Raw genomic sequence first — 21713 nt, 5'->3', positions numbered from 1 at the left:
GATACTCCCTTACTTGCGGTTCTTGCCATTCGGACGACGACGAACAATCATCTTGTTCGAAGCCTTCTTCGGACGACGAGTACGGACTTCGCCCTTGCCCCACGGGGAGACCGGCGGCTTGCCGCCGCGGGTACGACCGCCGTGCGGGTGGTCGACCGGGTTCATGGACTCACCACGGGTGATCGGGCGCTTGCCCATCCAACGGGCGCGACCGGCCTTGCCGAGCTGCACGTTGGCGTGCTCTTCGTTACCGACCTCGCCGACGGTGGCGCGGCAGCGCGCGTCGACGTTGCGGATTTCGCCGGACGGCATACGCAGCTGGGCGAGGTTTCCGTCCTTGGCGACGAGCTGCACCGAGGTGCCGGCGGAGCGGGCGATCTTGGCGCCACCCAGCGGGCGGAGCTCGATCGCGTGCACGACGGTACCGGTCGGGATGTTGCGCAGCGGCAGGTTGTTGCCCGGCTTGATGTCGGCCTGGGCGCCGGTCTCGATGACGTCGCCCTGCTTGATGCCCTTCGGCGCGATGATGTAGCGCTTCTCGCCATCGGCATAGTGCAGGAGGGCGATACGGGCGGAGCGGTTCGGATCGTACTCGATCTCGGCAACCTTGGCGGGCACGCCGTCCTTGTCCCAACGCTTGAAGTCGATGAGACGGTACTGGCGCTTGTGACCGCCGCCGCGATGGCGGGAGGTCATACGGCCATAGGAGTTACGACCGCCGGTCTTGGACAGCTTGCGAACCAGCGACTTCTCAGGCGTGGAGCGCGTGATCTCGGAGAAATCCGAGACGGACGCGTTGCGGCGGCCTGCAGTCGTCGGCTTATAAACGCGGATAGCCATAATGTAGTTCTTCCTTTGACTTTCTCGGCTAGCCTTCAGTTACCAAAGATGTCGATGGTCTGGCCCTCGGCGACGGTCACGATCGCGCGCTTCTGGGAAGCACGCTGGCCGAAACCGGTGCGGGTGCGCTGACGCTTGCCGGCGCGGTTGAGGGTGTTGACCTTCGTCACCTTGACCTTGAAGATCTCTTCGATTGCCTGCTTGATCTGCACCTTGTTCGCGTCCGGGGCCACCACGAAGGTGTACTGACCCTGGTCGGAAGCGGCGTAGCTCTTCTCGGAGACGACGGGCTTAAGAATCACGTCGTGTGCGGGCTTGTGAATAGCGACCATCTAAATCAGGCCTCCTTCGGCTCGGTCTTGGCGGCGACGAAAGCCTCGAGGGCTTCCTTCGTGAAGACCACGTACTGCGCGGTGACCACGTCGTACGTATTGAGCTGATCAACGAAAATCGGGTGAACGGTCGGGATGTTGCGCACGGACAGCCACTCGTTGATGTTGTCACGAGTGAAGACCACCGTGGTGAACTTGTTCTCGGTGATCGGGGTCAGCGCGGCGACGGCGGCCTTGGTGGACGGCTCGGTGATGCCGAAGTCCACGACGGCGATGCGACCGGCGTTGGCGCGATCAGAGAGGACGTAGCGCAGGGCCGCGGCCTTCATCTTCTTCGGGGTGCGCTGGTCGTACTTGCGCGGGTGCGGACCGAACACGACGCCACCGTGGTACCACTGCGGAGCGCGGGTCGAACCCTGACGGGCGCGACCGGTGCCCTTCTGCTTCCACGGCTTCTTGCCGCCGCCGGAAACATTGGCGCGGGTCTTGGTGGAGTGGGTGCCCTGACGGGCCGCGGCCAGCTGGGCCACGACAACCTGGTGCACCAGCGGCACGTGGGACTGGATGTCCTCGGCGGAGATGCCGAACAGCTCGGCCGGAGCCTCAACGGTGCCGGCGGCCTTGCCCTTGGCGTCAGTGACGTTCAGAGTAACGTTTGCCATGATTTATCAGGCTCCCTTCACTGCCGAACGGACGAGAACGATACCGCCCTTGGGGCCGGGAACGGCGCCCTTGACAGCGATAACACCGTTCTCAACATCCGCGGAAACGATGGTGAGGTTCTGCACGGTGGAAGTGACGTGGCCCATGCGGCCGGCCATCTTCTTGCCCTTGAGAATGCGACCCGGGGTGGCGCAGGCGCCAACGGAGCCGGGACGACGTTCGTTCTTGTGCGAACCGTGGGTACGGCGGTAGGACTTGAAGCCCCAGCGCTTGATGGTGCCGGCGAAGCCCTTGCCCTTGGTGGTGCCGGTGATATCGACCTCGGTGCCCTCGTCGAACACTTCGGCGGTCAGCTCCTGACCCACCTCATACTCGGTGGCGTTGTCCTCGCGCACCTCAACGAGGTGACGGCGCGGGGTGACGCCAGCCTTGGCGAAGTGGCCAGCCAGCGGCTTGGTCACCTTGGTCGGGTCGATCGCGCCATAGCCGATCTGCACCGCGGTGTAACCGTCGGTCTCATCGGTCTTGATGGCGGTGACCACGTTGGTGGACACGTCGATCAGGGTGACGGGAACGAAGAAGCCGTTCTCATCCCACACCTGGGACATGCCGAGCTTCTTGCCCAGCAGGGCCTTACGATCTGCTCGTTGCGACATAGCGGTTCCTCCTCCCCTTACAGCTTGATCTCGATGTTGACGTCCGCGGGCAGATCAATGTGCATCAGGGAATCCACGGCCTTGGGGGTCGGGTCCACGATGTCGATGAGACGCTTGTGCGTGCGCATCTCGAAATGCTCGCGAGAATCCTTGTACTTGTGAGGAGAACGGATAACACAGAAAACGTTCTTCTCGGTCGGCAGCGGAACGGGGCCAACAACAGTTGCGCCCGCGTTCGTCACCGTTTCGACGATCTTCTTCGCCGATTGGTCGATGACCTCGTGGTCATAGGACTTAAGCCTGATGCGGATTTTCTGTCCCGCCATTGCCGTCCGCCCTTTCTAGCGATTCGTGTACTGTTTACCAATCCTGCTTCTTTTAGGGCACCGGCGCGCATGGCCTCCCTTGGACATACGTCCACTGGCGGTCATCCGTCATCAGTGCGCGGCCTCCAAGAACCACTGGTGGTCATTCTTGGTCCGCGCTCGCTTTTTTGATTCCAATATGCGAGCCCAAAACAGGCAACTTCTCAATTAAAGCATCAGGTACGGTCTAATTGAATCCGGGCGTGTCGTCGCACGCGGTCTGCCGCATTTCGAAGAAATGCATAAGCAGACCGCGCGAGGCGGACCAGTGAAAAGCCCAGTGGGCTTTTCACCCGCCGGAGCCATCCTTATAACAAAACCCAACCCATGACAAAGGCGACCATATCTAAATGGACGCAAGACTCTGTATTTACATCCCGCCCCATATACCTATATACACATACAAAAAGAACCCGGCTCCCTAACAGGAGCCGGGCCCTTAATCACTTCAACGCCTAGGCGCTATCAACGCTCGGAGGCTTCCTCCGTGGCGGCTTCGCCTTCGCGCTCGACGCGCAGCTTGTGGCCTTCGGCCTGGCTGACGCCGTAGTAGGCGGCGATGGCGATGTCCTTCATATCGTTGATCATCGGGACGCGCGGGTTGGCGGGGGCGCACTGGTCCTCGTAGGCGCGCATGCCGATCTGGTCGAGCACGCTCCAGAAGTAGTCCTCGTCCACACCGCAATCCTGGAAGCTCTTGTTCATGCCGAGCTTGTTGTCGCGGTAGTCCTCGACGGCCTTCGCCAGGTTCTCGACGGCGTCGGCCGGGGTCTTGCCGGTGTCGATGCCGAGGTTGCGGGCGATGTCCTGGTAGCGCTCCGGGGCGATGTACTTGTTGTACTTCGGCCAGGAGGTGGGCTCCTCCGGAACGGATCCGTTGTAGCGGATCACGTACGGCAGGAGGATGGAGTTGGTGCGGCCGTGGGCGATGTGGCACAGCGCGCCGATGGTGTGGCTCATGCCGTGGCACATGCCGAGGAACGCGGAGCCGAAGGCCATGCCGGCCATGGTGGCGGCGTTGTGCATCTTCTCCTGGGCCTCGGTCTTGGCCAGACCGGGCTCACCGTTGACGGACTCGGCCAGGTTGTCCCAGATAAGCTTGGCCGCGTGCAGCGCCATGCCGTCGGTGAAGTCGTTCGCATACACGGACACGTAGGCTTCCATCGAGTGGGTCAGGGCGTCGAAGCCGGCGTCGGAGGCGAGACGGCGCGGCTGGGTGCGGGCCAGCACCGGATCGACGATGGCGACGGACGGGGTCAGCGCGTAATCGGTGATCGGGTACTTGTAGCCGGTCTTATGGTCGGTGATCACGGCGAACGGGGTCACCTCGGAGCCGGTGCCCGACGAGGTCGGGATGCACACGAGCTTGGCCTTCTTGCCCAGCGGCGGGATCTTGAAGGCGCGCTTACGGATGTCGAAGAACTTCTCACGCACGTCGGAGAAGGCGATTTCCGGGTGCTCGTAGAGCAGCCACATGATCTTTGCCGCATCCATCGGGGAGCCGCCGCCGACCGCGATGATCGTGTCGGGCTCGAACTCCTCGCGCATCATCTCGGCGCCCTTTTCGACGGTCTCGACCGAAGGCTCCGGCTCGACGTAGTCGATGATGCGGAAGGTGACGCGGTTGGCGCGGGCACGCAGCTGGTCGATGACCTTGTCGACGATGCCGAGCTGCTCCATCACCTTGTCGCACACGATGACGACCTTTTCGATGCCGAACATGTCGCGCAGGTACTTGATGGAGTTCGGCTCGAAGTACGTCTTCGACGGAATCTTGAACCACTGCATGTTGTTGTTCCTCCGGGCGATGCGCTTGATGTTGATGAGGTTCACGGCCTGCACGTTGCCGGACACGGAGTTGCCGCCGTAGGAGCCGCAGCCCAGGGTGAGCGACGGAGCGATGGCGTTGTAGATGTCGCCGATGCCGCCGAGGGAGCTCGGCTGGTTCCAGATGATGCGGCAGGCGTGCATGCGCTGGCCGTACTCACGCACCAGATCCTCGTTGTTCGTGTGGATGGCGGCGGTGTGGCCGGCGCCCAGCTTGAGCATGGCCTCGGCCATGTCGAAGGCCTGGTCCTTGGAGGAGGACTTCAGCACGGCCTGCACGGGGGCGAGCTTCTCGTGGGTCAGCGGCTCGTCGTCGGAAACCTCCTTGCACTCGGCGCACAGGATGGTCGCGTCCTCGGGGATCGTGAAGCCGGCCTGCTTGGCGATCCACTGCGGGGACTTGCCCGGAACCTTGGAGTTCAGCACCGGCTTCATGCCGCTGCCGGCGGTGCAGCCGAACATGAACTGCTCCAGCTTGGCCTTCTCCTCATTGGTGACGAAGTAGGCCTTGCGACGCTTCATTTCGGTGATCAGCTGCGTGTACACGCTCTTGTCGGCGATGATGGCCTGCTCGGTGGCGCAGATCATGCCGTAGTCGAAGTGCTTGGAGAGCACGAGGTCATTCGCGGCGCGCACGATGTCGACGTCGGCGTCCACATAGGCCGGGGCGTTGCCGGCGCCCACGCCGAGGGCGGGCTTGCCGGAGGAGTACGCGGCCGTGACCATGCCGGGACCACCGGTGGCCAGAATCGTGGCGATGCCGGGGTTCTTCATCAAAGCGCCGGTGGCTTCGATGGAGGGGTGCTCGATCCACTGGATGCAGTTCTCCGGGGCGCCGGCCTCGATGGCGGCGTCGCGCACGATACGGGCGGCTTCGACGGAGCACTTCTGCGCGCCGGGGTGGAAGCCGAACACGATCGGGCAACGGGTCTTGAGCGCGATCAGCGACTTGAAGATCGCGGTGGAGGTCGGGTTGGTGACCGGGGTGACGCCGGCGACCACGCCCACGGGCTCAGCGACCTCGTCGATGCCCATGACGTCGTCTTCACGGATGATGCCGACGGTCTTCTGTCCGGCCAGGTAGTTGGTGACGTGCTCGCACGCGAAGATGTTCTTGGTGGCCTTGTCTTCCACGAGACCACGACCGGTCTCGTCGACGGCCATCTTCGCCAGCACGAGGTGCTTGTTCAAAGCGGCGATCGAAGCCTTGGCGACGATACGGTCGACCTGCTCCTGATTCAGCTTCTCGAATTCCTCAAGGGCCTTCAGGCCCTTCTTGACCAGAGCATCGACCTCGGCCTCAGCCGCGGCCTGCTTCTCTTCGGGGCTCGGCTTGGTAGCCTCGATGTTCTTCTTTGCTTCTGCCACTTTCGGTCCTCCTCGATCTAGGATGTCGCAAAGGGTGGTTGTTGTCGCAGAACCTATCTGTGACCCAAGTCACAGATTACCGGAGAACAACCCATTATGCATATTTGCCGTGTTGCACACTTCGTGTTTTCTTCTGTGAGTTTGACGTTCTATTTTTGTCCGTATTTGCCTTTTATTCAGTATTTTTCAAACAAATGAGCGATTTTGTTGACTTCAATGTGCGAAAACGAACATCACTTCGGACAAACTTTTTGAAATTTATTTTCTATAAGTTTTTCCATCCGAAAACATTACACAAAGCTATTTTATAAAAGTCGGGCGCTCCAACCCGAGCAACCATTGAAATTATGCCATTTCTGCCACACCTGCGCAAATCCCGTATGCGGAAGACATCCGTCCGCTCATCCCAACATTCAGCAAATACTTTTGATAAAGTGATGCCAGATATCGTCGAAATACGGCATAGACATGAGGTCAAGGAGCCGACAATGAAGACAGCGTCCGTCGCCGCGTTGAAGGAACAGAACCGCCGCGCCATCACCGACTATCTCTATCGGCATCACGACGTCACCAAACAGACGCTGGAACGCGATCTGGAACTCAGCCTGCCCACCATCACCGCAAATCTGCGGGCCTTGGAACAGGAGGGGCTGATCGTCCGCGGCACCCCGCAGGAATCCACCGGCGGACGCAAGGCGCAGACCTACGAGTTCTCCCCCACATCCCACGCCGCCATCGGCGTGGCCGCCTGCGCCGGAGGCATCACCATGTGCGCCGTGGACCTGCGCGGCAACGTCATCGCCCGCAGACACAAAACCACCCAATACCGCGACAGCGACGCCTACTACCGCAAGCTGGGCGCGATGGTCACCGAATTCGCCGATGCCGTGGCCAAGCAGGGCAGCGCCATCCTCGGCGTCGCCTTCTCCATCCAAGGCATCGTCTCCCCTGACGGGCGAACCATCACCTTCGGCAACATCGTAGGCAACACGGGACTCACCTTGGAGACGCTCGCGCAAGGCGTCGACCATCCCACGCTGATGATCCACGATTCCGACGCCTCCGCCATGGCCGAGCTGTGGTTCGACCACACCATCACCGACGCGGTCTGCGTGTATCTGGAACGCCGGCCGGGCGGCGCGGTGATCGTGGGCGGGCAGCTTTACCAAGGGCCGAACCAATGCAATGGCACCATCGAACATATGCGGCTCGTGCCGGGCGGGGAGGAATGCTATTGCGGCCAACGTGGCTGCGTGGACGTCTACTGCTCCCCCGAAATGCTGATGGAGGACGGCGAAAGTCTGCCAGGCTTCTTCAGCGTGCTGGAGCAGGGCGAGCGCGACCATCGCGAACGCTTCGACGAATGGCTGGACAATGTGGCGCAGGCGGTGGCCAACATCCGCGCCGTGCTCGCCGGCGACATCATCATCGGCGGCGAGGCAGCGCGCTACCTCGACGACGCGGATATCACCGACCTCAAACGCCGCGTGGACGCGCTCAGCCCCTTCGCCTCGGAACGCTTCGAACTACGCAAAAGCAGCTGCGCCGATGATCAGAACATCATCGGCGCAGCCCTACGCTTCGTCCAAACCTATATCGACGAAATCTGCGGCATGTAAGTCCCGCGTCACGGTCTTCCAGATCCCTCGACTTCGCTCGGGATGACGGAAAGATGTCCTCACAACATCCCCAACGAGGCGCTGCGCCTTGTCATCCCGAGCGGAGCGCAACATCCTCCTCGTCATCCCGAGCGGAGCGCAACATCCTCCTCGTCATCCCGAGCGGAGCACAGCGCAGTCGAGGGATCCCTGCCTCACACGATCTGGCAGAACTCGATGGTCTCGCCGTTGGGGCCATAGACGTTGAAATAGCGGATGCCGTTGTCCCAGAACGTGGGGATGGACTGGATCTCGGTGTCTTTGAAGTCCAATCCCAGCGCCTTGGCGTTCTCGAACGCGGCCTCGATGTCCGGCGTATTGAAGGCCCAGTGGTTGATCGCGCCGGTCGTCATCGGCGCGGGATCGCCCTCCCAAGTTTCGATGGTCAGGTGGCCGTAGCGCAGGAAGGCGCAGCGGTTCTCGCCGTTCTTGAACAGTCCTGCCAGCTCGAAGCCGAGCTTGGTGGTGTAGAACTCGATGGTCTCGTCCAGATTCTTGGCTGGCATGCCGGAATGCTGCAGGTCGGTGGTGAACGCGGTCATGGGTGTGGTCATGGTTTCCTCCTTTGAGTAAAGCTTGTTTTCTAGGGTAAGTCAGCGCGTCACGCCTCGCGCCGACGCAACGCCGGGCATATCGCCGCCGAATGACATCCGCTATTCGGCGACGGCACCGACGTCGAGCGCCTGATGCGTGAACGAAGGGAATACATGCGTGTCCGCCCAGCCGGTGATGCCGCCTTGGAACAGGAAGGCGAACACGGTGCCCAGTCCGAAGAAGTTCACCGTCAGCCCACCGTTGGCCACCGACAGCATCACAATCGAGATGACGGCAACCAACGCCGGCGGCACATACGACAGCCACATGGCCACCGCGGCGTTCCCCTTGCAGTATTTGAACCGCAGAATCTGCATAAGGTCGTCGGCCGGATGCAGCGCGATATTGGCGCGCTGGTAGATCGAAATGGCGATGGCGATGCAGGCGACGCCGATGAAATTCACCAACACATACGCCACATGCATGGCGATGTTCGCATCGGCATAGGGCAGACCGCTCCAACCGGGCGTGTAGCGGCCAAGGAAGAAGTCGGTGAACACGCCCACCAGCAGCGAGAACGGCACAAGGAAGACCACATTGCCGAGGATGCGAGCCCAGTTCACACGCCCGACCAGCAGTTGGTTGACGACGATCACCGCCAAGCCGACGAGGAAGAACGACCAGAACTGCAGGTTGAAGATACCGCCGATGTTCAGCCATGAGGGCAGCACGTCGGCGAAGTTGTATTCAGCGGCGGTCCAGAAGGCCGCGCCGAGATAGGAGGCCTGCGCGCCTTCGCCGGCGACGCGGTTGCTGGAGACGGCGGTGAGCACGTTGCCCAACGCGTTAAGCGGCAGCGACAGCGCGAACAAGGCGATGGTGGTGCCGCGCGACGCCGTGCGCCCTGCCACGCCTCGCGAAGGGGCCTGCCGAGGTTGTTTGGCCGAAGAAGCGGCGGCGAACGCGATGCCATCCGGGAGACTCGGCGAAGGAGTGGCGGACGCGGCGCCGCGCGAAGAGGTATAAGACGAGGTCATCGTTGACTCTTTCCTTGATGAGGCATACGCCCGCCGGCGATGACGGCATCGGCGGGCACATGCGGCGTATTGCTTGTATGGACTGCCGGCACCCGGCGGGGGGTATGACCGGTGCCGGCAGCGGAAGACAGAGACGCTTATTTGCCGAGCTTGACGACGGCCTTGGAGACGCCGGCGATCTTGCCGTCGAGGAAGTCCTGCACCTCTTCGAGTTCCAGCTCGTGGCTGATCAGGCCGCCGATGTTCATCTTGCCGGACGCCACCAGCGAGATCGCGTCGCGGAAGGTGAGCGGGTTGATGAAGGAGCCCTGGATGGTCAGCTGCTTCTTGTAGATGTCGTAGGTGTTCATCTCGAAATGCGCCTCCTGCGGGCCGACGCCGAACATCAGCACCTGCGCGCCCTTCTTGGTGGCGGCCACGGCCTGCGCTTGGGTGGCGGGCAGCCCCACGGCTTCGATCACCACATCGTAGGAGTCGGCCGGAATGGCTTCGCGGGTGGTGTTGTAGATGTTGGTGACGCCGAACTCCTCCTGGTTACGCTTGAGTTTCTCATCGAAGATACCGGCGAGGTCGACCTGATGCACGCCGTAGGCCTGCAGCAGCTGGGCGAAGATCTGGCCCATGAAGCCGTCGCCGATGACCAGAGCCTTCTGGTAAGGATGCAGGTCGAGCAGGTCGAGGCCGTGCACGCCGCAGGAGACGGGTTCGATGGCGGCGGCGTCGCGCAGGGAGACGTTGTCGGGCAGCTTGTAGACCACGGTGGCCGGCGCGGTGAACTGTTCGGCGAGGCCGCCATCGCGGGTGACGCCCACGGCGGAGAGGTGGTCGCACAGCTCGGGGCGCTGGGTGAGGCAGAACTCGCACTGCCCGCAGTAGATGTTCGGATCGACCGCCACGCGATCGCCGACGACCACATTGGTCACCTCCGCGCCGACGGCGGCGACCACGCCGGAGTTCTCATGGCCGAGAACGATCGGCGGCACAGCGGCGGCAGAGCCGGGGCGGCCTGCGTACAGGTCATGGTCGGTGCCGCACACGCCCGCGTAGGCGGTGTTGATGAGCACCTCGTTCGGAGCGATGGCCGGAGTCGGTAGCTCCTGGATTTCGAATTCCTTGACGCCGGTGAGCACAAGAGCCTTCATGATGATTGTCCTTTCCACTGCGAAAGCGTGTGATCCACGATGATTTGTGTGTTGCCGCCGCACCTTCCGCGGTGCGGTGTTGAGAATGAGCATATCTTATTTAATTCTGTTTTGCAAATTCGTTTTCTAAAACTTCTTTGCATGGCGTGTCGGTAGAATGGACCCATGAGAAATCCGAAACTCCACCGGTATGCGACGAGGCCCGGTCTGTACTTCACCGACGATGGCGGCGCCGATGCCGTCGTGCGTTCGGAAACCGCCGATCAGGTCTGGCTGTCCGTGCTGGAACCCATCGACCAGCCCAGCGCCTTCTTCGGCGAATCCGTCCGCCTGTTCGACACCCCCAACGTGCCCTTCGTGCGCCAAATCCAGGAATTCGCCGTCTGCTCGCGCGTCATCGAATCGCTGTACGTGCGCGAGACGCTGTTCCGCATGCAGGGGCCGAACTACGGACTGTGGTATGTGCATCTGCCCAAAGCGTGGGACGGCATGCGCTACGGCTACCGCGTGGACGGCGCGTGGGACCCGAAGCACGGCGTGCGGTTCAACCCCTACAAGCTGCTGCTCGACCCCTACGGCAAAGGCATCGACGGCTCCATGGAGTTGTGTCCGGCCGCATTCTCCTATGATTGCGACGTGGTGGGCGGCAAGGTGAAGGGTTCCGCGTTCGGCCCCATGAACACCATCGACTCGCTCGGACACATGCCCATATCGGTGGCGATCGACGACCGCGACTCCAAAAAGCACGAGGGCGACCCGGACCACCCCCATGTGCCGTGGAGCAAAACGGTGATCTACGAGCTGCATGTCAAAGGTTTCACCGCCAACGCCCCATGGCTGCCCGAGGAGCTGCGCGGCACGTACGCGGGCCTGGCGCATCCCATCACCTTGAGCTATCTGCAAAACCTCGGCGTCACCTCCCTCGAGCTGCTGCCCATCCAAGCCAAACAGGACGAACTGTTCCTCCAGGAGCACGGCCGCAATAATTATTGGGGTTATTCAACCCTGAACTACTTCTCCCCCGAACCCTCCTACGCCACCAAGGCCGCACGCGAACGCGGCGCCGGAGCGGTGCGTCAGGAGGTCATCGACATGGTGCGCGCCCTGCACGAGGCGGGATTCGAAGTCATCATGGACGTGGTCTACAACCACACCTGCGAGGGTGGCGTGGAGGGACCGACCGCCTGCTGGCGCGGACTGGACTCCATCTCCTACTACCGGCACCAGAAAGACAACGCCGGCCGCCTCGAAGACACCACGGGATGCGGCAACAGTCTCGACTTCACGAACACGCATGTGATCACCTTCGCCATCGATTCGCTGCGCTACTGGGCCAAACGCATCGGCATCGACGGATTCCGCTTCGATCTGGCGGCCTCGCTCGCCCGGCTCGACGGCGAATTCACCCGTCACCACCCCTTCCTGTACGCGCTGCGCTCCGATCTGCTGCTCGGCAATCTCAAACTCATTATGGAACCGTGGGATCTGGGCAATCTCGGCTGGCGCACCGGCCAGTTCGGCAGCCCCTTCGGCGAGTGGAACGACCGTTTCCGCGACACGACCCGCACCTTCTGGCTCACCGATGTGGAAGCCGGTCCCGGAACGGGCCGCGTCGGCATGCAGGAGATGGCCACGCGTCTGTGCGGATCGGCGGATCTGTTCGCCACCGATCCGGGGCGCGGCGCCTCGTCGTCGATCAACTACGTCGCCTGCCACGACGGCTTCACCCTCACCGACCTGACGCAATACGCGGTCAAGCACAACGAGGTCAACGGCGAGAACAACAACGACGGCTCGAATGTGAACCATTCCGCCAACTTCGGCGTGGAGGGTCCGAGCGACGACCCCGCCATCATCCTCAAACGCGAACGTGCGGCGATGAATATGCTGGGCACGTTGCTGCTCAGCCTCGGCACCCCGATGATGCTCGCCGGAGACGAGTTCGGCAACACGCAGCACGGCAACAACAACCCCTACAGCCAAGACAACGACATCACCTGGCTGACGTGGGACTGGCTGTTCGCGCCGGAGAAAACACCGCAGATGAACCGTTTGGAAACCGTCTCGCGGCTGCTTTCGCTGCGCCGTTCGCTGGATATGTTCCATCATGAGGATTTCTTCACGCGATTAAGCCAGCTGGGACTGCTCAAACCCTCCAGCCGCGTGCAGTGGTTCCTGCCCAACGGCACGACCCCCATGGAGCGCGACTGGTTCGATCTGGGGATGCGCAGCTTCACCATGCGACTGCTCTCCAACAACGAGGTGGACGTGCTGCTGCTGATCAACGGCGTGAACGAGGATGTCTCCTTCCGCCTGCCATCCGATAGCGAATGGACGCCGGTGTGGAGCTCTGCGGAATCGACGGGGCAGCGCCCCGGGCACGGGTTGACGGTGGAGGATCTCCCCACGGACGATTCGCAGTCCTCGTGGACGAAGAACGTACCGCCCGATAGTTCCGTGCATTATCTGATCAAACGGATGCAGGAGCGGCCTGAGAACGGCGATGCGATCCATCTGGTGTCGATGGTCGAGGCGCAAGACGAAGCCCGTTCCCTGACGATGCCCGCCGCGCGAGGCGGCGGCGCGCAGAAGGCCGGCATGCGTGACGTCAGCACGCAGAGGGCCATCGCGCAGGGAGCCGGCATGCGCAATACCAGCGCGCAAGATGATGCACACAGCGACGCACGCGACGCATCGGCCGCCAAGAACAAACCCCAATCCCAGCCCCAATCCCAGCCGGAAGGCACGGCTGGCGCGACCGCAGCGGAGCAGCCCGACGATAATGTCTGGACCGCCCCCGCCTTGAGCATCAGCCTGATGAAACAGGTGGGATGACGACCTCCAAGAAACGAGAAAGGCTCTCGGAAAATCCGAGAGCCTTTCGTATAGCGCGTATCGCGCCAAGCTTAACGCTTGGAGAACTGCGGTGCGCGGCGAGCCTTGTGCAGACCGGCCTTCTTGCGCTCCACGACACGGGAGTCGCGGGTCAGGAAGCCAGCCTTCTTCAGGGTGGCGCGGTTGGCATCGCGGTCGATGGCGTTGAGCGCGCGGGCCACGCCGAGACGGATGGCGCCGGCCTGGCCGGTGGTGCCGCCGCCGTCAACGAGGACGATCGCGTCGAACTTGCCTTCGAGCTTCAGCAGCACGATCGGGGAGTTGACCTCACGCTGCAGCAGCTTGGAGGGGAAGTACTCCTCCAGGGTGCGGCCGTTGATGGTCCACTTGCCGGAACCCGGAACCAGACGCACGCGGGCGACTGCTTCCTTGCGGCGACCGGTGCCGTAGCCCGGCTCGATCGCGGAAGTGCCGGTGCCGGCACCCGCGTTGGTCTCGGTGGTGTAGCTGGTGAGCTCTTCGGTCTCCTGAACCTGGGAGTCGTTGGTGTTTTCAGCCATGATTCTTATCTCCTCCTACGGTTCACTTGGCCTGCTGCGAGACCTGGGCGATCTCGAAAACCTGCGGCTTCTGGGCGACGTGCGGATGCTCGGCGCCGCGGAAGATGCGCAGACGATCGAGCTGCACCTTGGCCAGACGGTTCTTCGGCAGCATGCCCTTGACGGCGGAACGGATGATGCGCTCGGGCTTCTTCTCGAGCAGCTCGGCGTAGGAGTCGCGACGCAGACCGCCCGGACGGCCGGAGTGCATGTAGAGTTCCTTGCCCATCTTGTTGCCGGTCAGAGCAATCTTGTCGGCGTTGATGATGATCACATGGTTGCCGGAATCGGCGTGGGGCGCGAAGGTCGGCTTGTTCTTGCCACGCAGCAGGGTTGCGACCTGGGAGGCGAGACGACCGAGCACCACGTCGGTGGCGTCGACAACGTACCAGTCATGAGTCAGATCAGCTGGCTTCGGAGTGAAAGTTTTCACTAGTGTACCTTTTCTATTCATTGTGTTCCGGGCCTTCCAAGTCCAGGCATGCGTTGAAGCGGCGCAAAGCCCGGCTTTTCAAGCCTCATTATCCGTGGGCTCCCTGAAAGTCCTCGATGGCGAGTGGGAAAGCGCTTTGAAGGACCCCTTAGGGAAACACAACAATCCACTAGTATATCGCCAGCCTTGACTTTGGGCAACCAGCGGGTTGCGCGTCAGCCCCGCATGATCTCTGCGATGCGCTGCACGGACCCGCGGTCGAAGAGCCCTTCGACCGGAACCACGTTGCCGCGCTCGTCACCCAACGGAATACGCCAGTTCAGGTACTCGTTATTGGTGCCCGGCTGGTTCTGCGCGCGCTTCTCGCCCACCGCATCGGTGATCGAGGCGGCGAGCAGCTTGCACGGCGAATCGGTGAGCGCGCGGTACAGCGCCTCCACAATCGCCTGCTCGTTGGCCATGCGGTCCTCGGCGGTTTGCGCGTCGAGGTAGCCGTTGTCGACCAGCATCGCGATCATCGCGTCCTGCTCGGCCTGGGCGCTGGTCTGGAACTCCTCGACCGGGCCCGACAGCAGACCCAAACGCTCGCGGATCTTCACATGCTCGTATTCGAGATAGCCGGCCGCCGGCGGCATATCATGCGTGTTCACCGAAGCGAGCGCGTATTCGCGCCACTGCTTCGGCGTGCGGAACACGCCGTCGCGCTGCTCGAACCATTCGACCGCGCAGCCCAGCAAGCCATGAGCGGACAGCGAATCGGCCACATAATCGGGAACCACGCCCAAATCCTCGCCGACGACCACACCGCCGGCACGCGAGGCCTCCAACGCGAGGATGCCCAGCATGGTATCGGCATCGTAATGCACATAGGCGCCGTCCATCGCGCTGCGGCCCTCAGGAATCCACCACAAGCGGAACAGTCCGAGGATATGGTCGATGCGCACCGCGCCGGCGCGGGCGAACATGCCGTGCACCATCTGTCGGTAGGCGGCGTAGCCGGTGCGTTCCAGATCGAGCGGACTCAGCGGAGGCTGGCTCCAGTTCTGGCCCTGCTGGTTGAACATGTCCGGCGGGGCACCCACGGTCGCGCCCTTGGCGAAGCGCTCGGGATTCCACCACACTTCGGAGCCGTTGGGATGCACACCCACGGCCAGATCGGCCATCACGCCGATGGCCATCCCCGCCTCGCGGGCGGACTGCTGCGCCGCGTTGAACTGCTCCACGGCGATCCATTCCATCCAACGGTAGAAGTCGAGCGTGTCGGGGAACTGCTCCCTGAGCGCGACGACCTGCTCGGAATCCTTGGTGAGCACGCGCTCCCAGTTCCCCTCGCTTCCGTCCGGCGCGCCCCACTTGTCATAGCACAGGCACCACGTGGCGTATGCCTCCAGATCATCGCCCTGCTCCGCTTTGAACGCGTCGAACAGAGCCTGGCGTTCCGCACTGCGGCCGGATTTGAAGATCAGCCACAACGCGCGCATCTTCGCCGCCCACATGGTGTCGCGGTCGACGATCTGCGAATCGCCGTTCAGCGGATCGGTGTCGGCGTGAAGCGCGTCGATCTGAGCACGCGTGGCCTCGTCCAGCTGAGCGTATTCGGCGACGGTTTCAGGGCGGATGTAGGTGAAGTTCACCAGACTGCGCGAAACCGGCAGATACGGCGACGGGGTCAGCGGGGAGACGGGCTCGGCCGCATGCATCGGATTGATCAGCATGAAATCGGCGCCCGTGCGCTTCTTGGACTCCACCAACAGGGTTTTGAGGTCCTCGTAATCGCCCACGCCCCACGAGCCGGCGGAGCGGATGGAATACAGCTGCGCCATCCAGCCCCACAGTTGGCCGGACTTCATTCCGTCCAGCAACTCCACCCGCTCGGGAGCGCTGATCAGCGTGGCGCTCTCGGTGCGACCGGCGACCGTGACATGCAGGGTGTGGTAGCCGATCGGCAGGTCTTCGGGAATGGTGAGCGAGGCGGTGGAGACGAACTTGCCGTCAACCTCATAGGCCTTGGAGCCGTCGCCCGGACCGGGAGCCAGCACGCCTTCGTACTCCTCGCCGCTCTCCAGGGTGATCGCGCCCGAGGGAATCTCCAGGATTCCGGTGTTCACCAGCACGCGGCCTTCGCGGCCGGCGATATGCAGCACGGTGGGGGCGACCAGTCGGCCGTGGCGTTCGCGCAGAATCCTGCGAATGGAGTCGAGCGCGGCGGCTTCGTCGCGGGCGTCGATGCCGAGCGCGGCCAGCACGTCGATCAGAACGTCATCGTCGATCTCATGCCAGTCATGGCTCATACCGGTGTAGCTTGTGGCAACCCCAACCAACCGAGCCAAACGAATCAGCGGTCGTGCCAGACGTTCTTCACTCTCGTTGTTCTCTGTCATAGTGTTTAGTGTAACCACCGACAAACCGCGCCACGCGGCTGTTTTGCGGTTTCTGCAATCGTTGTCATGAAAAAAGACGGGGCATTGTCCGGCCCGCAACCCTCCGTTTCATGGAAAAAAGATTCACCCGCGACCCCCTACATCGCCCAACACCCCCTATCGGTAGCGACGCAACAACATGCCACAATCACAATCAGCGCGAAGATGCCTGAAACCACAGCCAAGCATCGCCTTTCACCAACCGGAGAGCGGGTCTTCTCTTAAAAACCGACGACACCCTTCGGAACATCAGCCAGCGAAAACCCGCCTTCCGAACGCCTTCCGAACGCCCTCCGAACGCCCTCCGACCGGAAACCAGACGATTGAAACCCCTCTCCGATGGCCCCTCCACCCCCATGGAGTCTTCTACCTCCCGGCGGCGCGACGCACCTCTTCGGACGGATCGGTCGCCAGTTTCTCACGCATTTGCGCGCTGGTGTTGGGATTCAGCGCCACGGCACGGCGCACCATGGACGAAAGGATCGGCGAGGCGCCCGGCTCGAGCTCCGTGCCGAGAGCGCCGAGATACTCCAAGGTCTGCGTATCCGTTTCAGGATTCTGAGCGCCTTCCAAACGCATCTTCCACGACGTGTGCTTGTTGGTGAGCGCGGTGTCACGCACTTCGGGAATCGGATCCTTGGTCAGGCGGCCAAGCAGCCAGTTCTTGCTGTCTTCGTTGGCGGCGACGGCCTGACGTACCGCGGGCTCCGCATCAACCGAGAGTTTGATGAGCACATTCGGGAACGGCATGGTTTGGGCAAGAAACAGTCGATCCTCGACGGGCGTGTGGGGATTGCCGGCCACGGCCTCCAACAGTGCCGTGGCTCGGGAGAACGAGGCCTGATCGGCGCGGTCGGGCAACGGGCGACGCGCGAATTCGCTGAGTTCCGCGGAATCGGTGGAATGGCGCAGACGCTCGTAGGTTTCCGTCAGCGGCTCGAAGCCCTGCGCGGCGGCTGTGGTCTCATTGCTGTTCTCGTCGGTCATACCGAACAGCTTAGTTCAGGGTCCGCGACGTTACCCGCATCCACCGCCCATCGCCCTGCCGTGGACGAACAGTCAGCTACCAACCAAACATCCACGGATAGCCATGCCTCAGCGTGGATGAAACGCCACACACTAGCGAATCATCCACACTGACGACCCTCAGCGTGGATGAACAGGCAGCTACTGACGAATCACCCACGCCTAGGCAACGCTCAGCGTGGACGAACAGTCAGACACTGACAAATCATCCACGTTGACGGCCTCTACAGCGTGGATGAACGGGCAGACACTAACGAATCGACCACACCCAAGCATCGCTCAGCGTGGATGAAACAGCACATACTGGCAAAACATCCACGCCGGGAGCATGGGATCAGCAACCTATAAAGGGCGTGTCGACAACAGGAGTATCACATGCCTCTGTCTCTTTGGCATACCACGTCGCATGCCGAGCGAACCGCGTCACGCGCCGAATGAACCACGTCGCATGTTAAGCGAGCCGCGTCGCATGCCAAGCGAGCCGCGTCGCATGCCAAGCAAACCGCGTCACGCGCCGAGCGCACCGGTACCGGTGCCGGCGCCCGCGCTAGCATCCGGCACGGCGCGGTTCACGCAATCCAACGGCTCCGGCGTCAACGCGGCGTTGAACGATTCGCGCACCCGATCCTCGAAGCGGGCCGCACGATCGGCCGGCACAGACACCACCAATTCGACCTTGTCCGTATAGGTCTCACGATCCTGCGTGCCGTCGCTTTGCGCCAGCAACTGCTGCAAACGGGCCAGCTGAGGATAATCCAACACCAGCCGATACCGTTGGCAGGGCACGATGCTCGCCGTGGTCGCGGCCCTCATCGCCAACGACGCGGCCGACGAATACGCACGCACCAAACCGCCCGAGCCCAGCAGAATACCGCCAAAATATCGGGTGACCGCCACCACGCAATCCGTGGATCCGCTTTGACGCAGCACGTCGAGAATCGGCTTGCCAGCGGTGCCGGAGGGTTCGCCATCATCGCTCATACGTTCGCTCAGCCGGCCGTCCGCGCCACCAGTCACCGCCGCATATGCCACATGACGGGCTTTGGGATGCTGCTCGCGAATCGTCTCCACAAACGCGAGCGCATCCTCAAGCGAGTCGATATGCGCGGCGTCGCCGATGAACTCGGATTTCTTCTCCACCAGCGAGGCGTGCGCCGGAGCGTCCACGGCGTTCAGAATCGTGCGCATCAGCGTTCCGACACCACGACGTTCAGTCGCTCGCCCTGCAGGAAGGCGGCCGCGCAGGCGACCATCTGACGGGTCAGTTCCACGAACGCGCCGTCGGTGCGCCATCCCACATGCGGCGTGAGCACGATGCCGGGGATCTGGCACAGCGGATCATCCGCGGACAGCGGCTCATGGTCGTATACGTCGAGCGCGGCGGGAATATCGCCCCGTTGCAGTCGGGCGAGCAGCGCGCCCGGCTCGATCACCTCGGCGCGGGCCGTGTTGACGAACAGCGTGCCCGGGCGCAGGCGGTCCAGATGGTCGGCGGTGATGATGCCGTACGTGCCATGCTCGCCTTCCAGCAGCGGCATATGCACGCAGACCGCGTCCGATTCTTCGATCAGCTCGCCCAGATCGGCCACCGGGGTCGCACCGCAGCCGGCGAACATCTCTTCGGGCACATGCGCGCTCCAGGCGCTCACCTGCATGCCGAGGGCGCGGGCGATGCGGGCCACGGTGGCGCCGATGCCGCCGAGTCCGATGATGCCCATGCGTTTGCCGGCCAGTTGCAGGCCGTCGCCGCCGTGCCAGGACCAGTCGCCGCGTTTGGTGGCCGCGTCGAGTTCGCCGGTGCGGCGGACAAGTTCGAACAGGAGAGCGAAGGTGAGTTCGGCCACCGCGTTGTCGCCGTAGTGTTCGGCGTTGCACACGCGAAGATTCAACGTCTCAGCCAATTCGAGATTGACGTAGCTGGCCACGCCGGTGCCGCAGAACACCAGGCATTTGATGCCGCCGTCGGCGAGGCGGCGCAGCAGCGCGTCGCTGATATGGTAGCCGCCGATCAGCAGCACATCCGCGCCTTGCGCGCGTTCGGCAAGCGTGTCGTCGTCGGAGGTGAACTCCTCGAACATGCGCACGCGGGCGATGTCGCGCAGTTGCGGGAACTGGGCCTTGATCGGTTCGACCATCGCATCGAGCACCGCAGGCATCACCACAAGCGGCAGGTCGGCACGGTCTGGCTGGGTTTCGAATACTTGCGTCATGGGCAACACATTAGGCATACCGGCCGAAAAAGGCGGCGGCGGGTGGCAGCCAGAGCGGCGGACGGCAAGCGACGGCCCCGAGAGCAAAGGCAGGTCGAGGGTCGAGGCCAGACGGCAAGCGACGAGCGAAGACGCTATTGCGCGGTCTGCTGCGCCTGCTCCTCGGTGATGTTCCACTCACGCACCACATTCTGGTCGGCACCCATCGAATAGATGACGTCCCATATGCGCTGCCGCACCTGGGCATCCTGGTCATCGCCCCAACACGGGCCATCCGGCTTGTCCGCGGCGATGGAGCACCACTGGTATCCGCCCTGACGCACGTTCGCGGTGGGGATCCAGTCGATGCGGTTCACGCGCCATGAGCCGGCGACGCCCTTCTTGCCGGCGAACTGGATGCGGGCGGTGACGCCCTGGTTGTTGACGATGGTCTCAGGGGTGTTGGCGGATTCGGTGACCGCGTTGCCCAAACCGTAGATGATCCATGTGCCGTTGTAGTTCTCGATCGGCTGCGCGCAATGGCATCCGGCGCCATAGATCACGTCGAACGCGCCCGTGTCGGCGAGCGCGTGGGCTTCGGAAATCTGCCAGGAATCGGCGTAGTCGATGTATTCCTGCACGGAATGAATCGCCATGGCCACCACGTCGGCACCCTGCTCGCGCGCGGCCTCGGCCTTGGCCACCGCCTTGTCGATATCCGACTGGTAGTTCGGGTCGCCGGATTCGCGCAGGCGGTCCACCTGCCAGTCATAGTCGGCGGTCATGCCGTTGAGCGACACCGTGCCGGTGACCAGCCCCAGCTTGCCGCCGCCGGTCGGCGAATCGATGACGAGCGGCTTGGTGGAATCCTCTTCGGTTTTATAGGAGCCGGTCTGGGCGATGCCGTTCGCCTCCAGCGTGTCCCACAGGCGGGCGATGCCGTCGGCACCCTGGTCCCACGAATGGTTGGTGGCGTGCGTACAGGCGGTATAGCCCACGTTCTTGGCCGCGTCGGCCACCTCGGCGGGGATGTTGAAAATCGGGTACGCCGCGTAAGGGCCGCCGCGCTGGGCGATAGGCGTTTCGAATTCGCATACGGCGATGTCGGAGGCTTGGATGTATTTGCGCATCGGCTCGAACAGCGGGTCGAAGTTGAACGCCGTGCCGTCGGTGGCGGAGGTGTCCGCGCCGGCGAACTGGCTCCACAGGCCTTCGTGGAACAGCAGGTCGCCGTTGACGAGCATGGCGATGCAGTCGGTGTCGGGGCAGTCCGGCGAGTTGCCATGGTGCTCGACCACCGGGGTCGGAGTGGCCTCGGTTTTCTCCAAATCGGTCTGGGCGCTGGCGCTGTGATCGGCTCCGGGCGTGGTGCCGATCGTATCGGCGCTCCTTGTGGCGAACCATACCGCGATCACCACGATGATGGCGACCACGATGCTTAAGGGAACCACCCACGCGGTGTTGACGCGATCGCGCATCGCGCCGTATTGGCCGTAACCGTTCGCATGCTTCATGTCGGACTCCCAGCTCTTCTCACGCATTCCCTATCAGACTACTGGCCATTGCAGGTATTGGAAAATCGCGCGTCCGGCGAGGCGGGACGCGCCGCGCTCCTCGACAATGGACATGAGGGGCTAGGATGTCATGTGGAGACGGACGGACAAAGGCGTACCTCCGACTCCACCTACAGGGGTTCCGATTTGGTTTTCACGTCTAGTCTTTGCTGCGCATACGCGCCCCTTCGGCGAGGAGCCCGAACGGCTTGCGGCCATTGGAAATATAAGCAACT

At 62.7% G+C, this 21713-nt stretch carries 18 protein-coding genes; 2 read left to right on the top strand and 16 right to left on the bottom strand.

Features of this window, described 5'->3' with window-relative positions; all coding sequences use genetic code 11:
• Positions 1–9: 9 nt before the first annotated feature.
• The 6 genes from rplB to adhE form a co-directional block, all read right to left on the bottom strand.
• Positions 10–840: a 50S ribosomal protein L2 gene (rplB, locus tag AC1AV0_RS08770; RefSeq protein WP_476573133.1), complete on the bottom strand. Its 831-nt coding sequence runs from the start codon at positions 838–840 to the stop codon at positions 10–12.
• Between the two features lie 35 nt (positions 841–875).
• Positions 876–1172 (bottom strand): 50S ribosomal protein L23, encoded by a 297-nt coding sequence (gene rplW, locus AC1AV0_RS08765; RefSeq protein ID WP_476573131.1) that lies wholly within the window; start codon positions 1170–1172, stop codon positions 876–878.
• Positions 1173–1177: 5 nt separating this feature from the next.
• Positions 1178–1834: a 50S ribosomal protein L4 gene (gene rplD, locus AC1AV0_RS08760; protein WP_476573129.1), complete on the bottom strand. Its 657-nt coding sequence runs from the start codon at positions 1832–1834 to the stop codon at positions 1178–1180.
• Positions 1835–1840: 6 nt separating this feature from the next.
• The gene (rplC, locus tag AC1AV0_RS08755) at positions 1841–2491 is read right to left on the bottom strand and encodes a 50S ribosomal protein L3 (RefSeq protein WP_072724839.1); all 651 of its coding nucleotides are present in this window, start codon (positions 2489–2491) and stop codon (positions 1841–1843) included.
• 17 nt (positions 2492–2508) lie between these two features.
• Positions 2509–2817, bottom strand: a complete 309-nt coding sequence (gene rpsJ / locus AC1AV0_RS08750; RefSeq protein WP_003827292.1) for a 30S ribosomal protein S10 — start codon at positions 2815–2817, stop codon at positions 2509–2511.
• Between the two features lie 504 nt (positions 2818–3321).
• Positions 3322–6051 carry a bifunctional acetaldehyde-CoA/alcohol dehydrogenase gene (adhE, locus tag AC1AV0_RS08745; RefSeq protein WP_476573127.1) on the bottom strand — a complete coding sequence of 910 codons (2730 nt, stop codon included), beginning with the start codon at positions 6049–6051 and terminating at the stop codon, positions 3322–3324.
• A gap of 488 nt (positions 6052–6539) precedes the next feature.
• Here adhE and AC1AV0_RS08740 point away from each other — a divergent pair, with 488 nt between their 5' ends.
• Positions 6540–7670: an ROK family transcriptional regulator gene (locus tag AC1AV0_RS08740; protein WP_476573125.1), complete on the top strand. Its 1131-nt coding sequence runs from the start codon at positions 6540–6542 to the stop codon at positions 7668–7670.
• Between the two features lie 194 nt (positions 7671–7864).
• Here the strand turns inward: AC1AV0_RS08740 and AC1AV0_RS08735 are convergent, their stop codons facing one another.
• The 3 genes from AC1AV0_RS08735 to AC1AV0_RS08725 all read right to left on the bottom strand — a co-directional run bounded on the left by AC1AV0_RS08735 (position 7865) and on the right by AC1AV0_RS08725 (position 10422).
• Positions 7865–8263: a VOC family protein gene (locus AC1AV0_RS08735; RefSeq protein WP_476573123.1), complete on the bottom strand. Its 399-nt coding sequence runs from the start codon at positions 8261–8263 to the stop codon at positions 7865–7867.
• A 99-nt stretch (positions 8264–8362) separates the two neighbouring features.
• Complete coding sequence (locus AC1AV0_RS08730; protein WP_476573121.1) at positions 8363–9280, bottom strand: DUF6198 family protein; 918 nt, start codon at positions 9278–9280, stop codon at positions 8363–8365.
• A gap of 137 nt (positions 9281–9417) precedes the next feature.
• Positions 9418–10422: a zinc-dependent alcohol dehydrogenase family protein gene (locus tag AC1AV0_RS08725; protein ID WP_476573120.1), complete on the bottom strand. Its 1005-nt coding sequence runs from the start codon at positions 10420–10422 to the stop codon at positions 9418–9420.
• A gap of 165 nt (positions 10423–10587) precedes the next feature.
• On the opposite strand from AC1AV0_RS08725, the gene glgX reads away from it, so the two are divergent.
• Positions 10588–13257: a glycogen debranching protein GlgX gene (gene glgX, locus AC1AV0_RS08720; RefSeq protein ID WP_476573118.1), complete on the top strand. Its 2670-nt coding sequence runs from the start codon at positions 10588–10590 to the stop codon at positions 13255–13257.
• 71 nt (positions 13258–13328) lie between these two features.
• Here glgX and rpsI read toward each other — a convergent pair whose 3' ends face one another.
• From rpsI to AC1AV0_RS08685, 7 genes are all read right to left on the bottom strand, one after another.
• Complete coding sequence (gene rpsI, locus AC1AV0_RS08715; protein WP_476573117.1) at positions 13329–13817, bottom strand: 30S ribosomal protein S9; 489 nt, start codon at positions 13815–13817, stop codon at positions 13329–13331.
• 22 nt (positions 13818–13839) lie between these two features.
• Complete coding sequence (gene rplM, locus AC1AV0_RS08710; RefSeq protein WP_476573114.1) at positions 13840–14289, bottom strand: 50S ribosomal protein L13; 450 nt, start codon at positions 14287–14289, stop codon at positions 13840–13842.
• Between the two features lie 215 nt (positions 14290–14504).
• On the bottom strand, positions 14505–16670 hold the full coding sequence (gene malQ / locus AC1AV0_RS08705) for a 4-alpha-glucanotransferase (protein WP_476573112.1): 2166 nt from the start codon (positions 16668–16670) through the stop codon (positions 14505–14507).
• Between the two features lie 405 nt (positions 16671–17075).
• Positions 17076–17696 carry an AbrB family transcriptional regulator gene (locus tag AC1AV0_RS08700; protein WP_476573110.1) on the bottom strand — a complete coding sequence of 207 codons (621 nt, stop codon included), beginning with the start codon at positions 17694–17696 and terminating at the stop codon, positions 17076–17078.
• A 546-nt stretch (positions 17697–18242) separates the two neighbouring features.
• Positions 18243–18923, bottom strand: coding sequence for an IMPACT family protein (locus tag AC1AV0_RS08695; protein ID WP_476573108.1), 681 nt, complete (start codon positions 18921–18923; stop codon positions 18243–18245).
• Positions 18923–19945, bottom strand: a complete 1023-nt coding sequence (locus AC1AV0_RS08690) for an NAD(P)-dependent oxidoreductase (protein WP_476573106.1) — start codon at positions 19943–19945, stop codon at positions 18923–18925. Before AC1AV0_RS08690 ends, AC1AV0_RS08695 begins: the two co-directional genes overlap by 1 nt.
• A gap of 134 nt (positions 19946–20079) precedes the next feature.
• Positions 20080–21438, bottom strand: a complete 1359-nt coding sequence (locus tag AC1AV0_RS08685) for a CapA family protein (protein ID WP_476573104.1) — start codon at positions 21436–21438, stop codon at positions 20080–20082.
• Between the last annotated feature and the right edge of the window lie 275 nt (positions 21439–21713).

It is taken from the genome of Bifidobacterium sp. LH_558 (genome assembly GCF_056356295.1).
Note: the sequence above shows the minus strand (reverse complement) of the source record. Positions and strands in the feature narration are given on the sequence as shown.